At 73.1% G+C, this 14,930-nt stretch carries 13 protein-coding genes and 1 pseudogene; 8 read left to right on the top strand and 6 right to left on the bottom strand.

The features are described 5' to 3' along the window. Positions 1–39: 39 nt before the first annotated feature. From ACFUUZ_RS30190 to ACFUUZ_RS30205, 4 genes are all read right to left on the bottom strand, one after another. Positions 40–834 (bottom strand): SDR family NAD(P)-dependent oxidoreductase, encoded by a 795-nt coding sequence (locus ACFUUZ_RS30190; protein WP_378702179.1) that lies wholly within the window; start codon positions 832–834, stop codon positions 40–42. A 29-nt stretch (positions 835–863) separates the two neighbouring features. After that, entirely contained in the window at positions 864–1,496 is a 633-nt protein-coding gene (locus ACFUUZ_RS30195; protein ID WP_378702181.1) for a GNAT family N-acetyltransferase, read from the bottom strand. 5 nt (positions 1,497–1,501) lie between these two features. Next, positions 1,502–2,743: an aminotransferase class I/II-fold pyridoxal phosphate-dependent enzyme gene (locus ACFUUZ_RS30200; protein ID WP_378702183.1), complete on the bottom strand. Its 1,242-nt coding sequence runs from the start codon at positions 2,741–2,743 to the stop codon at positions 1,502–1,504. Between the two features lie 180 nt (positions 2,744–2,923). Next, the gene (locus ACFUUZ_RS30205) at positions 2,924–3,787 is read right to left on the bottom strand and encodes an oxygenase MpaB family protein (protein ID WP_378702185.1); all 864 of its coding nucleotides are present in this window, start codon (positions 3,785–3,787) and stop codon (positions 2,924–2,926) included. Positions 3,788–3,906: 119 nt separating this feature from the next. On the opposite strand from ACFUUZ_RS30205, the gene ACFUUZ_RS30210 reads away from it, so the two are divergent. The 4 genes from ACFUUZ_RS30210 to ACFUUZ_RS30225 all read left to right on the top strand — a co-directional run bounded on the left by ACFUUZ_RS30210 (position 3,907) and on the right by ACFUUZ_RS30225 (position 8,025). Further along, positions 3,907–4,977 (top strand): ADP-ribosylglycohydrolase family protein, encoded by a 1,071-nt coding sequence (locus ACFUUZ_RS30210; RefSeq protein ID WP_378702187.1) that lies wholly within the window; start codon positions 3,907–3,909, stop codon positions 4,975–4,977. 50 nt (positions 4,978–5,027) lie between these two features. Next, positions 5,028–6,221, top strand: a complete 1,194-nt coding sequence (locus ACFUUZ_RS30215) for an exonuclease domain-containing protein (RefSeq protein WP_378702189.1) — start codon at positions 5,028–5,030, stop codon at positions 6,219–6,221. A gap of 21 nt (positions 6,222–6,242) precedes the next feature. Further along, positions 6,243–6,551, top strand: a complete 309-nt coding sequence (locus tag ACFUUZ_RS30220) for a TerD family protein (RefSeq protein WP_378702203.1) — start codon at positions 6,243–6,245, stop codon at positions 6,549–6,551. A 133-nt stretch (positions 6,552–6,684) separates the two neighbouring features. Continuing rightward, positions 6,685–8,025 (top strand): lipase family protein, encoded by a 1,341-nt coding sequence (locus ACFUUZ_RS30225; protein ID WP_378702191.1) that lies wholly within the window; start codon positions 6,685–6,687, stop codon positions 8,023–8,025. A gap of 4 nt (positions 8,026–8,029) precedes the next feature. Here ACFUUZ_RS30225 and car read toward each other — a convergent pair whose 3' ends face one another. Beyond that, the gene (gene car, locus ACFUUZ_RS30230; RefSeq protein WP_378702193.1) at positions 8,030–11,458 is read right to left on the bottom strand and encodes a carboxylic acid reductase; all 3,429 of its coding nucleotides are present in this window, start codon (positions 11,456–11,458) and stop codon (positions 8,030–8,032) included. Positions 11,459–11,539: 81 nt separating this feature from the next. Between car and ACFUUZ_RS30235 the strand changes: the two are divergent. Further along, a pseudogene (locus ACFUUZ_RS30235) lies at positions 11,540–12,108 on the top strand (MFS transporter); the annotation flags it as partial. Positions 12,109–12,213: 105 nt separating this feature from the next. On the opposite strand, the gene ACFUUZ_RS30240 reads toward ACFUUZ_RS30235, so the two are convergent. Further along, a complete protein-coding gene (locus tag ACFUUZ_RS30240) occupies positions 12,214–12,645 on the bottom strand; it encodes an SRPBCC family protein (RefSeq protein WP_378702195.1) in 432 nt (143 codons plus the stop codon). Positions 12,646–12,743: 98 nt separating this feature from the next. Here ACFUUZ_RS30240 and ACFUUZ_RS30245 point away from each other — a divergent pair, with 98 nt between their 5' ends. From ACFUUZ_RS30245 to ACFUUZ_RS30255, 3 genes are all read left to right on the top strand, one after another. Beyond that, on the top strand, positions 12,744–13,121 hold the full coding sequence (locus ACFUUZ_RS30245) for a VOC family protein (RefSeq protein ID WP_378702197.1): 378 nt from the start codon (positions 12,744–12,746) through the stop codon (positions 13,119–13,121). A gap of 78 nt (positions 13,122–13,199) precedes the next feature. Then, positions 13,200–14,282 carry an LLM class flavin-dependent oxidoreductase gene (locus tag ACFUUZ_RS30250; RefSeq protein ID WP_378702199.1) on the top strand — a complete coding sequence of 361 codons (1,083 nt, stop codon included), beginning with the start codon at positions 13,200–13,202 and terminating at the stop codon, positions 14,280–14,282. A gap of 50 nt (positions 14,283–14,332) precedes the next feature. Continuing rightward, positions 14,333–14,884, top strand: a complete 552-nt coding sequence (locus ACFUUZ_RS30255; RefSeq protein ID WP_378702201.1) for a YceI family protein — start codon at positions 14,333–14,335, stop codon at positions 14,882–14,884. Positions 14,885–14,930 lie beyond the last annotated feature (46 nt).

Here is a 14,930-nt window from a genome sequence, read left to right on the forward strand (position 1 = left end):
AGACAGCCACCGAGGTGTTCGTGCCCTGATTCACCGCGGTCAGCGTTTGTTCACCTGCCCGGCGGCGAGTTCGGCGGCGGAGCGGTCGGCGCCGGTCCAGCGCTGGATCGCCGCCGCCGTCTTGGGGGCGATCGCGCCCAGCTTGGCGCCGAACCGCAGGGACGCGGGCGCGACATCGAGTTCGGCGATCTCGTGGGTGATCGCCCGGACGACGGCGGCCGCGACCTCGCCGGGGGCGACGGTGCGGATGCCGCGGGGCAGCGCGATCTCCCCCGCGTCGGCGAACATGCCCGCGTCCCGGACGAACCCGGGACAGACGACGGAGACGCCGACGCCCTCCGGGCGCAGCTCCTCGTGCAGGGCGAGCGCGAAGCCGCGCAGCGCGAACTTGGTGGCGTTGTAGACCGAGAGCCCGGGGGTCGCGGTCTTCCCGGCCAGCGAGGACATCACGACCAGGTGGCCGCTGCCGCGCTTGCGCATGGGCTCCACCAGCTCGCGCGCCAGGATCATGGGGGCGCGCAGGTTCACCTCGAGCGCGCGGTCGATGTCGGTGCCGGAGAGATCGACGAGCCTGCCGCTGCCGGGCAGCGCGGCGTTGGCGATCAGGATGTCGACGCGGCCCACCCGGTCGAGAAGCGCCGAGACCGCGTCCCGATCGGCCAGGTCGGCGGGGACGACGCGGGCGCCGAACTCGTGCGCGAGGTGGTCGAGCGCTCGTTCGTCCCGGCCGGTCACCGTGAGTTCGGCGCCGCGCCGCGCGAGTTCGGCGGCGATCGACCGGCCGAGGCCGCCGGATGCCCCGGTCAGCAGTACCCGGGCGCCTTCGATGTGCATGTCGTCCTCCTGGGTCCGGTTCGGGATGGTCAGCGCGGGGCGCGCCACATGGGCCACAGCGGCGGCCCGGCGCCGGGGACGGCGAACTCGCCGGTGACGTCGAAGCCGAAGCGCTCGTAGTAGGGGAGGTTCTGCGGCTTGCTCGATTCCAGGTAGGCGGGCACGCCGTCCGCGTCGCAGCGTTCCAGCCGGGGGCGGATCAGGGCGTGCCCCGCGCCGCGGCCGCGGACCTCGGGCAGGGTGCCGACGAACGCGAGGTACCAGTGCGGCTCCGGCGGGTGCTCGGCCTCGAGCAGCGTCGCCAGCCGCATGGCCCGCGGCAGCCCGCCCCGGAACGCGACCGTCAGCCCGGGGAGCTCCCGGAGCAGCGTGGCCGTGCCTGCGTGCCAGGCACCGGGCGGCGCCCACACGGCGGCGCCGACCATGCGTCCGGTGGCGTCGGCGGCCACGTCCACCCCGCCGTGCCCGAGGAAGTGGTGCCGGACCAGGGTGGTGTAGGCGGCGGCGAGCCGGTGGGCCCTGGTGCGGGCGTCGGGGAGCAGGTGCGCCATCACCGGGTCGTCCGCGAAGGCGAGGCCGAGTACCCGCGCGAGGTCGCGCACGTCGCGCGCGGTGGCGGGGCGCACCGTGAGAGCGGGGTGCGGTGTCGATGCCGCGGTCACGGCGGTCAGACCGCGGCCGGCTCGGGGTGCCGCGCGAAGGCGTCGGCGATGATGTCGGCGGCGCGGTCGAGATCGGCAGTTCGGTGGTCGGCGGTGACGAGCAGCCGGAGCAGGGTCTGACCGTAGGCGACGCCGGGGAAGATGCCGACGCCGCTGTAGACGTCCCGGTCGTAGAGCTCGTTCCAGATGGCGATGATGCGCATCTCGTCGCCGACCAGGGCGGGCACGATCGGGCCGACCAGGCTGCCGCCGCCCGGCCCGGCGGAGGCGCCGCCGACCGGAATCTCCCGCTCCCGCAGCGCATCCCGCAGGTGCAGGCTGTTCGCCAGGACCGAGCGGGCGCGCTGCTCGCCCTCGGCGGAGCGGATGATCCGGATCCCGGCCAGCGCCGCCGCCGCGGCGGCGGGCACCCCGGAGGTGGTGAACAGGTACGCGCGCGCGTTCGTGCGCAGGTAGTCGACGAGGCTGCGCGGCCCGGCGACGAAGCCGCCGATCGCACCGATGCCCTTGGACAGCGTGCCCATGCGGATGTCGACCTGCTCGGTGAGATCGAACAGCGCGCAGGCGCCGGTGCGGTCGTCGCCGTGGATGCCGACGCTGTGCGCCTCGTCGACCATCAGCATGGCGTCGAACTCCGCGCAGACCGCGACCAGCGCGGGCAGCGGGGCCAGGTCGCCCTCCATCGAGTACAGCCCGTCGACCACGACCAGCGCCCGGGACGGGTCATCGGCACCGGCGAGCACCGCCCGCAGCGCCGCCGCGTCGTTGTGCGGGAACTTCGCCACCGTGGCGCCGGAGAGTCGGGCGCCGTCCCGGATGGAGGTGTGCGCCGCGGCATCGATCACCACCAGGTCGCCGGGGCCGGCCACCGCGCTGATGGTGCCGACATTGGCCTGGTAGCCGGTCGGGAAGGTGATCGCGGATTCGGTGCCGTGCCAGTCGGCGAGTTCGGCCTCCAGCTCGCGGTGGATGGCCAGGCTGCCGTTGGCCGCGCGGCTCCCGGTGCTCGCGGCGCCGAACTCGTCGATCGCGGCCTTGGCTGCGGCCCTGACCTCGGGGTGATTGGCGAGTCCGAGGTAGTTGTTGGAGGCGAGCATGATCTTCTCGGTGCCGTCCATGGTGACGCGTGCGTCCACCGCCGACTCGACCGTGCGGTAGAACGGCGACTTCCCGATCACCTCGAGCGCCGAGATGTCGCGGAACAGCCGGGCCTTCGGCATCCGCGCGGCGAGCTGGTTCTGCACCATGATGACCTCGTATTCCTGCTGAGCGTGTGGAGCGAGCGCGGCCCGTGCGCCGACGCCGGACCTTCCGGGTTGAAAGGTATTGGCTGTCGCTGCGCTGTCAAGTCAGCGGTGTTGCATCAAACAGCTTGTAACACAACGGCTTTCGTTTTGTGGCGCAGTGTTCACCGGATGGAAACACAGTCAGACCAGTGGCCTGCCGAGCCGCCTGCGGCGACGGAAGTCGGCGAGGAAGTAGTTCATTGGGAACAGCCGCACCGCGCTCGGCATCGCGCGCGTCACCGCACCCACCGTGCGCAACAGCACCGCGAGCAGGCGCTCCCGGCGCGGCGACCACGGCAGCTGCATCTCGGCGCGCAGTTCCGGTGGCAGCAGCCCGGTCACCACGAAGCGCTGGAGCGGGGCGAAGAGCCGGAGTGGGCGTGGCAGCATCGTCAGGTCGATCAGCCCGGTGAGGTAGGCGCGGGTGCGGTCGTCGATCGAGCAGGCGGCCAGCCCGGAACGCCAATACGCGGCGAACGCGGCGCGGTCGGCGGGCCAGAGCTCGGGGCGCATCTGCAGCGAGGTGCCGAGCCGCGCCGCGAACAGGTGGAACACGTCGGCGGTGGCCTCGTCCCACTCGCCGTGCATGCGCCGTTCGATGTCGACGACGCCCTGGTACAGGCAGGCGGCCACCCACAGCTGCAGCTCGGGGTCGAAGGCGTTGTACCGGACCGGGCTCTGCGGCGTCGAGCGGATGGAGCGGTGCGAGGTGTTCACCGCCGCGCGGTAGGCGGCGCGTTCGTCCTCGGTTCCCATGAGGGCGACCGCGAGGTAGGTGAGGGTGGTGCGGAGCCGCTTGAACGGGTGCACCGTCAGTTTGCCCGAGTCGACGGTGCTCTCCAGCACGCCGTAGGCCACCGGCCGGTGCGCCAGCTGCATGATGACGTTCGCGGTGCCGCCGAGGAAGGCCGCGGCGCCGGTCATGATCCGGTGCATCGCGAAGTCGTCGGGGGTGCCGTAGCGGCAGCTCGGGGCGGGATCGGGAGCGGGAAGCGGTGCGGCCATGACGGACTCGTCCTTCGGGGCGCGGTGAATGAGTCTCTGAGAAGATTCGGTTTAGAACTTCTCATTGCCGCACCGGGCTGTCAAACGGACACCGGCGACGCGGCTGCGACAATGCGACCGTGACGGACTTGGCGATCCTTCGAGACCGCGTGCGCGGCTCGCTGCTGGGCGGGGCGGCGGGCGATGCGCTCGGCGCGCCGATCGAATTCTGGGATCTGCGGACGATCCGCGGGCGGCTCGGGGCGGCGGGGGCGAGCGGCTTCCTGACCTCGGGTGCGGGGCCGCAGGAGGTCACCGACGATACCCAGATGACGTTGTTCACGGCCGAGGGGTTGCTGCGGTGGCGGCCGGGGACGGATCCCGCGCGGCCGTTGCGGCGTGCTTATCTGCGCTGGCTGGAGACGCAGCGGCGGGCGGAGCCGGGGCCGGAGGTCGACAGTTGGCTGGCGGAGCAGCGGTTCCTGTATGCGGTTCGGGCACCGGGGAATGCGTGTTTGAGCGGGTTGGATCGGCAGCAGCGGGAGTTGGTGCCGCCGCACCGGGTGGGGAGACCCGGGCCGGTGAATACCGATTCGAAGGGGTGCGGGACGGTGATGCGGTCGGCGCCGTTCGGGCTCGTCGGGTTCGGGGCGGAGATGGCGTTCGCTGTCGCCGCGGTCGGTGCACAGCTGACGCACGGGCATCCGACCGGGTGCTTCGCGGCGGGTGCCATGGCCGCCCTGCTGGACCGGGTGCTCGGTGGCGCGGGGTTCGAAGAGGCGCTCGACGATACGCTCGCGCAACTGTCCGGGCAGGTGGGGGCGCAGGAGACCGTGGAGGCGCTGCGGCGGGCGATCGAGTGCGCCGATGCGGGGGCGGCGAGTGCCGAGCGGGTGGAAGAGGTCGGGGCGGGGTGGGTGGCGGAGGAGTGTCTCGCCATCGCCGTGTACTGCGCGCTGCACGCGGCGCGGACCGGGGATGTCCGTGGGGCGCTGCTGCTGTCGGTGAACCACTCCGGTGACTCCGACTCCACCGGGTCGGTGGCGGGCAACCTGCTCGGTGCCGTGCACGGGCTGGGCGCGCTGCCCGCGGAGTGGGTGGAGGCGGTGGAGGGGTACGACACGATCGTCCGGGTCGCCGATGATCTCGTGGCGAACTTCTTCCTGCGCGACCGGGGCGCGCTCGGCGATCGGTACCCGTTCGAGGACTGAACGCCGGAGCCGGGTGCGGGCGCGGTTCGGCAGTCGTGCACAGTGTTTCGGTGGAGCTGGGGTCTTACGCGCTGGTGGATGTGGAGACGACGGGGTTGCGGCCGGGGCAGCACCGGGTGCTGTCGGTGGCCGCGCTGCTGCTGGACGCGGCGGGGGCGGTGGTGCGGGAGTTCCACACGCTGGTCGATCCGGGTGGGGATCCGGGGCCGGTGCACATCCACGGGTTGACGCGGGAGATCCTGCGCGGTGCGCCGGATTTCGGTCGGGTGGCGGGGGAGCTGGCCGGGGTGCTGAGCGGGCGGGTGCTGGTGGCGCACAACGCGCGGTTCGACCACGGGTTCCTGGCGGCGGAGTTCCGGCGTGCGGGGGTGCGGATGCCGGTGCGCAGGCGGATGTGCACGCTGGCGCTGGCCCGGCGGATCGCGCTGCCCACCGCGGATTTCACGCTGGCGACACTGGCGGCGCACTACGGGGTGGTACAGCGCCGGGCGCACGATGCGCTGGACGACACCAGGGTGCTGGCGGGGGTGCTGCGCGGGTTGGCGGGCGATGCGGCGCGGCTCGGGATCGCGGCGCCGGAGCTGGACTGCGCGGACGAACCGGCGCGGTGGCCGCGCACCAGGGTCGGGGCGAAACCGGTGTGCGGGTACCGGTATCCGGGACGGCTGCGGGCGGGGGAGCCGCTGGTGCAGGGGATGAAGGTGGCGATCACCGGGGATACCGCGCTGGAACGGGAGGTGCTGGTGGCGCGGGCGGAGGCGGCGGGGCTCGACGTCACCGGCGCGGTGAGCGGGCGGACCAGCGTGCTGGTCTGCAACGAGCCGGGGTCGGGGAGCGCGAAGGCGCGGCGGGCGCGGGAGTTGGGGACGGTGGTGCTGCGGGAGGGGGAGTTCCTGCGGTTGCTGGAGGAAGTGCGGGCGGGGGAGTCGGTTGCGCGGGGCGCGGGAACCGTCGTGGCCGGTGGCGATGGCGCCGTTCTCGGAACACCGGGTCAGGCGATCGGGGACGTCCGGAAGCAGGCGGACACCGCCACCGGTAGCGGTGTGGGCACCGAAACCCTTGCCGGACGCCGCGTCCTCGTCCTCGGCGGCACCCACGCCGAAGCCACCCGGATCCGCGCCGCGGTGACGGCCCGCGGCGGCTCGGCGGCCACGAACCTCCCCGCCCGGGTCACCGACGTCGCCTTCCTCCTCGACGACACCGAGACCGTCGCCGATGACGCCGACTTCGTTTTCTACACTTAGCCCGAGACCGACGGCGCCACCCTGACCACCGACGGCCCGGCCGAACGGGCTCTCGAACTCGACCTGGACGCCCTGCGCCCCGGCCGGACCAGGATCGTGCTCGCGGCCGCCTTGGAGCAGCCCGGCGTCACCTTCGGCGACGTCGGCGCCGTCGAACTCGAGATCGACGGCTTCGCCCAGGCCACCCTGGACGCCGCCACCGAGGAGCGCACCCTGCTGCTCGCCGTGGTGTACCGGCGCGGCGAGCGGTGGCGGCTGCGCGCGATCGGGCAGGGATATCCGACGGGGCTTGCGGAGCTCGCCACCGGGTACGGGGTGCAGCTCGGCTGAGCCCTTTGGCAGATGTCACATCGGCGGCCGCACTCATGGTGATCTACCAACGGCGTGGCGAAACCGCTCGAAGCCAGGGGAGATGGCACCCTACTCTCGGCCGACATCGATTCCGAGTCGAGGGTGAGGGTCCGTGAAAACGTCTCTTTCGGTCGTGGTTGCCGTGCTCGTCGGGTGCGCCCTGCTCGGCGCGCCCGCCTCCGCCGCACCCCCGCCCTACCCGGACGAGCCCTCGGTCCCCGCCGCCCCGCCCTCCCCGCTGCAGGCGTGGATCGACAACACCGTGCCCGCCCCGGCCGTCGCGGCCGACGAGGAGGCGCTGTGGCGGGCGGTGCTGCCGTCGCCGAGCGGCGACCCCATCCTCGACGACTGGCCCGCCGACCTCGCGGCGTACGCGCCCGGCGAGGTCATCGAGGCCAGGGACGTGACACCGACGACCGCGGCGCGGATGACGGTGCCGATCGCGCGGTCGACGCTGCTCAAGTTCCGCTCCACCTCGGGCACCGGCACGCCGTCGTTCGGGACCGCCACGCTGATCGTCCCGGCCGCGGCGTGGACCGGCCCCGGCTCCCGGCCGGTCGAGGTGAACGCGCTGCCGATCAATTCGCTCGGCACGCACTGCACCCCCGGCTACCAGCTGTCGCACAGCCCCCTGGACAAGCCGAACGTCGACCTCCCGGTCTTCCTGCCCGCGGTCTGGACGGCGCTCGGCAAGGGCCACGCGGTGCTGCTGCCCGACCACGAGGGCCCGCTCATGGCCTACGCCGAGCCGAACGTCGCCGCGCACGTCATGCTCGACTCCATCCGCGCGGCCCGCGGCCACCTGCCCGCCGAGCTCGGCGACAGCCGGTACGTGGCGGTCGGCTACTCCGGCGGCGCCATCGCCGCCTACGCCACCGCCATGAAGCTGGCGGAGTACGCGCCGGAGCTGGCGGGCGTGCTGGCCGGGGCGGCGGCGGGCGGCGTCGTCACCGACTACGCGAACGTGGCGCACCAGTTCAACGGCAAGATCTCCTCCGGCATCCTGACCACGGTGACGCTGGCCATCGCCCGCGAGCACCCGCAGATCCTGCGGCACACCAACTCGTTCGCCCAGTGGGTGGCGACCTCGCCGCTGCGCGACATCTGCGGCGAGTCCTCCGGCCCGCTCGGCATCGTCAGCCTCCCGATCGACGTCGGCGCCGACACCCCCGCCCCGCTGGACAGTGCCTTCGCGGCCGGCCTCTTCGAGCAGTTCGACCTGACCGACCGCACCGCGGCGGCCCCGCTGTACCTCTACCACGGCGCGCACGACCCGTGGATCCCGCTCGGCGACGCCCAGCGGGTGTTCCGGCAGCAGTGCGCGCGCGGCGTCCCCGGCGTGTTCCGGGTGGTGCCCGGCGAGCACCTGATCGGCTACGTCACCGGCGCCGCCGAGCTGGAGGCATGGATCGACGGCAGGCTGCGCGGGGTCGCCGCGCCGAGCGAGTGCTGACCCGCTAGAGCAGGCCGATGCCGCGCAGGTCGCGGAGGTACTTGCGGACCAGCTCCGCGGTGAGGTGCGGGATGTCGTGGTCCGGCCCGATCTTCGCCTCCCGCACCGCCGCCCGGAACCGGTCGGCGCGCAGCCCGACCCCGCCCGGCGCCTGCCTGGCGTAGGCGTGCAGCAGCGGGAGCACCGAGTGCTTGCGCCGGGATTCGGGGAGCGCGCGCAGCGCGGTCTCGAACCGGTGCAGCCAGTCGTCGTAGTCGGGAATGCGGGTGATCGGCACCCCGGCCGCGGCGAGCCAGTCCACCACGGTGTCCAGCGAGATGCCGTCGTCGTGCGGGTTCAGCACGTGGAAGGTGCGGAAGCCATCGGCGCGGAGGCCGAGCGTGGTGACGGCCTCGGCGGTGAAGTCGGCGGGCAGGCCGTCGTAGTGGCCGCGCTCGCCGCGGTAGAAGCTCGCCGGGGCGAGCCCGGTGGTGGCCAGGCTGAGCACGGTGCGGGTGAAGAGGTCGGGGACGTTGAGCTGGCCGGCATAGCGGCTGTGCGCCAGGATCATGTCCGAGCGCAGCACCGTCGCGGGCAGCCCGCAGCGGTCGTGCGCCTCGCGCAGCAGCACCTCGCCCGCCCACTTGCTGGTGCCGTAGCCGCTCGCGTAGCGGTCGTCCAGCACCCGCTCGGCGCTGATCTGCCTGATGTCGGCGTCCTCGTCGAAGCGCGCCGGGTCCACCTGCAGCGCGACGCCGACGGTGGAGAGGTAGGCGACCGGCTTGATCCTGGTGGTCAGCGCCAGCCGGATCACCTCGGCGGTGCCGAGCACGTTCGGGCCGAACAGCTCGTGGTAGGGCAGCACGTGGTTGACCAGCGCCGCCGAGTGCACGATGTGCTCGACGGTGCGCGCCAGCCGATCCCAGGTCGCCGAATCCAGCCCGAGCCGCGGTTCGCCGACATTGCCGGGCAGCACCTCGAGCGCGCGCTCGGCGAGCTCCCGGTAGCGGCGGGTGAGCTCGGCGTCGCCGGTGTCGAAGGCGGCGTCCAGGCGGGCCCTGGCCGCGGCGGCGTCGGCGGCGCGGATCACGCAGATCACGGTGCCGCCCGCCGCGGCCGCGCGCTCCAGCCACTCGAGGCAGAGGAAGCGGCCGAGGTAGCCGTTGGCGCCGGTGAGCAGCACGGTCGCCGGGGCGCCCGTCGGGCGCGGCAGCGCGGCCGCCGCGGTGAGCAGCGCCGGGTCGAGGAAGCGCTCCAGCCGCAGGTCGGCGGCGCGGGCCAGGCCGGGCTCCGGGTGCACCGAGGCGGCGGTGGGGCGGCCGGTGCCGCCCGCGCGCGCCTGCTCCAGGTAGCGGGCGACGGCGCCGAGGCCGTGCGCCGGGTCGAGCAGCACGTTCACCGGCACCTCGACGCCGTAGATCTCGCGCAGCAGCGAGCCGAAGGCCAGCGCGGAGAGCGAATCGCCGCCCAGCTCGCCGAAGCGGGTCTCCGGGCCGGGATCGCCCGCGGCGGCGCCGAGCAGGGCGCGAGCGGCGCGGGTCACCACGTCGAGCACCGGCAGGTGCGCCGCCTCCCGGCGCAGCGCCGAGACCCGGTCGGCCTCCTCGCGGGCGAGCTCGGCGTAGAGCGCGTCCAGCCGCGGGCCGTAGCGCTCGTCGAGCCTGGGGCGCAGCAGTTTCCCGATGCCGGAGAGCAGGCCGTTGTCGGTGCCGAAGGGCTCCGGCTCGACGATGATGTCGCGCGGGATCTCGTAGGCGGCCAGCCCGGCCTCAGCGGCGACGGCGTGCAGCGCGGCCAGGATCTCGGACTTGCCCGCGGTGCCCGCGGGGACGACGACGGCGAGCAGGTGGTCGCGCTCGCTGCGGCCGTAGACGAAGATCTGCCGCACCAGCGGGCTCGCCCCGAACACGGCCTCCAGGTTCGCCACCGTCACGAACTCGCCCTGGGAGAGCTTGAGCACGTTGTTGCGGCGGTCCACGTACACCAGTCGGTCCGGCGCGGTCTCGGCGACGATGTCGCCGGTGCGGTAGAAACCGTCGGCGTCGAAGATCTGCGCCGAGAGCTCCGGGCGGCGGTAGTACCCGGGGATCATGGTGGTGGTCTTGACCAGCAGCTCGCCGCGCGGGTGCGGGCGGTCGGTGCCGAAGTAGCCGAGCTCGGGGACGTCGACGAGCTTGTACTCGAGCACCGGCGGCCTGCGCACGACGGTGTCGATCACCAGCCCGCCGCCCGCCTCGGTGGAGCCGTAGCCGTCGTGCAGCTCCAGATCCAGGAAGTCCTCGATGAATGCCTTGGTCTCCGGCGCGATCGGCGCGCTGCCGGAGATGACCGAGAGCGCCCGGTCGCCGAAGAGCGCCGTGCGCAGCTCGTCCCGGAGCGCGGCCCGCTGCTCCGCGCTCGGGGCGGCATCGGGGTAGCGGGAATCGAGCTCGCCGCGGAAACGCTGGAAGACCAGCTCGCAGATCCGCGGCACCAGCACCAGCTCGGTGGGGCGCACCGCGGCGAAGTCCGCGAACAGCGTGGAGAGGTCGGCGCGGCCGGTGAAGTGGGCGGTGCCGCCGCGGGCCAGCGCGGAGGCGATCGCGATCCGGCCGAGCACGTGGCTGGTCGGCAGGTAGTGCAGGGTGACGGCGGCGACCTCGGGCAGCCCGCGCCACATCGGCAGCACCAGGCTCTGCGGGTACATGGCGCCCTTCGGCGTCCCGGTGCTGCCCGAGGTGTAGACCAGCAGCGCCAGCGGGTCCGTCCCCGGCGCGGGCCGGTACGGCTCGGGCGCGGGCAGCTGCGCACCGCGGGCCAGCACCTCGGCCATGGTGTCCACCGGGAACGCGGCGGCGGCGACCGCGTCGCGGTGGTCATCGTCGTCGGCGTCGTGGTCGAAGACCAGCACTCGGGCGCGCAGGCCGGTGCGGCGCAGGCACTCCACCGCCGTCGGCAGCTGCTCGACGGTCACCGCGAGGAGCCTCGGCTCGACCTCGGCGAGCACCGCGGCCAGCCGCTCCGCGCCCGCGCCCGCCTGCAGCGGCACCACCACCGCGCCCAGGTGCACGCAGGCCAGGTCGAGCACGGTCTGGTCGACGCCGGTGAAGCCGAGCAGCGCCACCATGTCGCCCGCCCGCACCGGGAACTCCGGGTGCTGCGCCCACTCCGCCGCCACCGCGCGCAGCCGCGCGCCGAGCTCGGCGTAGCTCACCGTCGCGAAGCCGGGGCGCAGTTCGCGGATGGTGCGGCCGGTGGCCGGGTCGGTGACCGCGGCAGTGTTGCGGGCACCCAGCGCGGGGCGGTCGGCGTACCCGGTGACCAGGGTGTCGAGCAGCACCGCGAGCGGGACGCCCGGCTCCCGGATCGCCGCGCCGACCTCGGGGCGCGGCACGGCCGCCCGCAGCTCCGGCTCGGCCTCGAACAGCGCGGCGATCCGGCGGCTGAGCCGCGCGCGGCGGGAGTCCTCGGTCATGGCGGCCCTTTCTGCGGCGGTGCGTGCCCGGCTCACCTTAGCGGTGCTAACAACCTGGGAACCCGCTGTTTCCCGTTTGGTGTTCTCGTGCTCGGCTCGGCGCTGTGCAGCCTGGCCTGGAACATCGAGACGCTCATCGCGTTCCGGGTGATCCAGGGCATCGGCGTCGGCATGCTCATGCCGCTCGGGATGACGATCATGACGCATGCCGCGGGCCCGCAGCGGGTCGGGCGGCTGATGGCGATCCTCGGCGTGGCCGCGCTGATCGCGGCCTTCGTGGTGCTACCCGCCGACGACCCGCAGCCCGCGGAGGCGTTCGACTTCCTCGGCATGCTGCTCGCCTCGCCCGGGCTCACGCTGTTCCTCTACGGCTCCTCTACGGCGTCTCGACGATCCCGGAGGAGGGGACGGCGCTCACGCCGAAGGTGCTGGTCCCGGCGCTGGCCGGGGTCGCGCTGCTCGCGCTCTTCGTGCGGCACGCGCTGCGCGCCGAGCACCCGCTGATCGACCTGCGGCTGTTCCGCAACCGCGCGCTGACCTTCGCGGTGCTGACCATGGTGCTCTTCGCCGTCGCCTTCTTCGGCGCCGGGCTGCTGCTCCCCTCGTACCTGCAGCAGGTGCGCGGCGAGACGGCGCTCTGGGCCGAGCTGCCGCCCGCCGCGGTGCAGGAGGGGTCGGGCAGGCGGCGGAGGCGTTCGGGCACACCTACGTGGTGGCGCTGGGGCCGGTCGCGGCGGCGACCGGCCCCGCGTCGTTCAGGAGTACCTGGCGGCGAAGGTCGCGAGCGAGCGCTCGAAATCGCCCTTGACCGCGCGGGCGACCCCGGAGCCGATCGGCCCGAAGAGCGGCGCCCCGCCCAGCTCGACATCGATCCCGACCGCCGAGCCGCTGCCCTTCGGCGTGACGCTGATGCGCAGCCCCACCTTGGTGCCGCCCTTGCCCGCGCCCCGCAGTGCCAGCGTGCGCGGCGGCTCGGCCTCGGTGACGGTCCAGGTGACCCGGTTGCGCATCCCCTTCACCTGAACCACCCCGACCAGCGTGGTACCGGCGGTCAGCTGCTCGGGCACCTCGCCGCGCCACGCCTCGTGCATGGTGAGCCAGGTGCCGAGCTCGGACAGGTCGGAGGCGTGCGACCACGCCTGCTCCGGGGTGAGCGGCACATCGGCGGAGACCTTCAGCTTTGCCATGCGCGGATGGTATCCGGCTGCCGCCGTTCCGTTTCGCCGCGCGCGACCCCGGGTAGGCGGGATCGAGGCCGCGAAAGACCGCGAGAGAGGAACCCCCGATGCACGATGGCCCGGTGGCGAGGCTGCGCACGGTCGTCCTGGATTGTCCGGAACCGGCAGCCCTGGCCCGGTTCTACGCCGAGTTGCTCGGCGGCGAGCTCCTGGACGAGGACGACGACGACCCGAGCTGGCAAGTGCTGGTCGAGCCGGGCGGGCAGCGGATCGCCTTCCAGCGCGCCCCTGAGTACACCCCGCCGGTCTTCCCCGACCCGAAGGCCTCCCAGCAGCTGCACCTCGACCTGCTGGTCGAGGAGATCGAGGCCGCGGAGCGCGGCGCGCTCGCGCTCGGCGCGGTGCTGATCGAGCCGCACGACGCCGAGCGCTTCCGGGTCTACCGCGACCCCGTCGGGCACACCTTCTGCTTCGTCTGGCTGTGAGCCCGGTCACCCTGGAATACCGCGCGACCCTTCCCGTGTTCAACTGGTTGCCACATCAACCAATGCGAGGAGGGTCTCGTGCAGTTCGGAATCTTCACCGTCGGCGACGTGACCACCGACCCCACCACCGGCCGCACGCCGAACGAGGCCGAGCGGATCAAGGCGATGGTCGCCATCGCCGAGAAGGCCGAGGAGGTCGGGCTCGACGTCTTCGCGACCGGTGAGCACCACAACCCGCCCTTCGTCCCGTCCTCGCCGACCACCCTGCTCGGCTACATCGCGGGCCGCACCGAGCGCATCCAGCTCTCCACCGCGACCACGCTGATCACCACCAACGACCCGGTGAAGATCGCGGAGGACTTCGCGATGCTGCAGCACCTGGCCGACGGGCGGGTCGACCTCATGCTCGGCCGCGGCAACACCGGCCCGGTGTACCCGTGGTTCGGGCAGGACATCAGAACCGGGATCCCGCTCGCCATCGAGAACTACGCGCTGCTGCACCGGCTCTGGCGCGAGGACGTGGTCGACTGGGAGGGGCGCTTCCGCACCCCGCTGCAGTCCTTCACCGCGACCCCGCGGCCGCTGGACGGCGTGCCGCCCTTCGTCTGGCACGGCTCCATTCGCAGCCCGGAGATCGCCGAGCAGGCCGCCTACTACGGCGACGGCTTCTTCGCCAACAACATCTTCTGGCCGCGCGGCCACTTCCAGCGGCTGATCGCGCTGTACCGGGAGCGCTACGAGCACTACGGCCACGGCGCCGCCGACCAGGCGATCGTCGGGCTGGGCGGGCAGGTGTTCATGCGCCGCAACTCGCAGGACGCGGTGCGCGAGTTCCGGCCGTACTTCGACAACGCGCCGGTCTACGGCCACGGCCCCTCCCTGGAGGACTTCACCGAGCAGACGCCGCTCACCGTCGGCAGCCCGCAGCAGGTGATCGAGAAGACGCTGAGCTTCCGCGAGTCCTTCGGCGACTACCAGCGCCAGCTCTTCCTCATGGACCACGCCGGACTGCCGCTGAAGACCGTCCTGGAGCAGCTCGACCTGCTCGGTGAAGAGGTCGTGCCGGTCCTGCGCCGCGAGTTCGCGGCGCTGAAGCCCGCGCACGTCCCGGACGCGCCGACCCACACCGCGCTGCGCGCCGCCCGCGCGGTGACCGCCTGACCACGTCATCCCCACTTGACCCATCCATCCAGCACGCCAAGGAGTAACCCATGACCAAGTCTCTCGCCGACCTCGGCCTCACCGCGGGCACCTGGGCCATCGACCCGGTGCACTCCACCGTCGGCTTCGCCGTACGCCACCTCATGGTCAGCAAGGTGCGCGGCCGCTTCACCGATTTCTCCGGCGCCCTGGAGATCGCCGAGGACGGCACCGCCACCGCGCACGCCGAGATCCGGGTGGACTCGGTGACCACCGACAACCCGCAGCGCGACGCGCACCTGCGCACCGCCGACTTCTTCTCCGCGGAGGAGTTCCCGCTGGCCACGTTCACCGCCACCGGCTTCCGGCCGCAGGGCGACGATTTCGTGGTCGACGGGGAATTCTCGCTGCGCGGCGTCACCAAGCCGGTGACCCTGAAGGTGGAATTCCTCGGCGTCAATCCGGGCATGGGCAACGGCCCGGTAGCCGGGTTCGAGGCACAGACGGTCGTCAGCCGCCGCGATTTCGGCCTCGACATCGATATGCCGCTGCCCGACGGCGGCGCCGTCATCGGCGACAAGATCACCCTGACCCTGGAGATCGAGGCACTGCTGCAGGGCTGACCCGCCCCCGCTCCCGGATCGGCCGGGCCCCCGCACGGGGGCCGGG

The sequence above is a fragment of the Nocardia sp. NPDC057353 genome, assembly GCF_042667085.1.
Taxonomy (GTDB): Bacteria; Actinomycetota; Actinomycetes; order Mycobacteriales; family Mycobacteriaceae; genus Nocardia.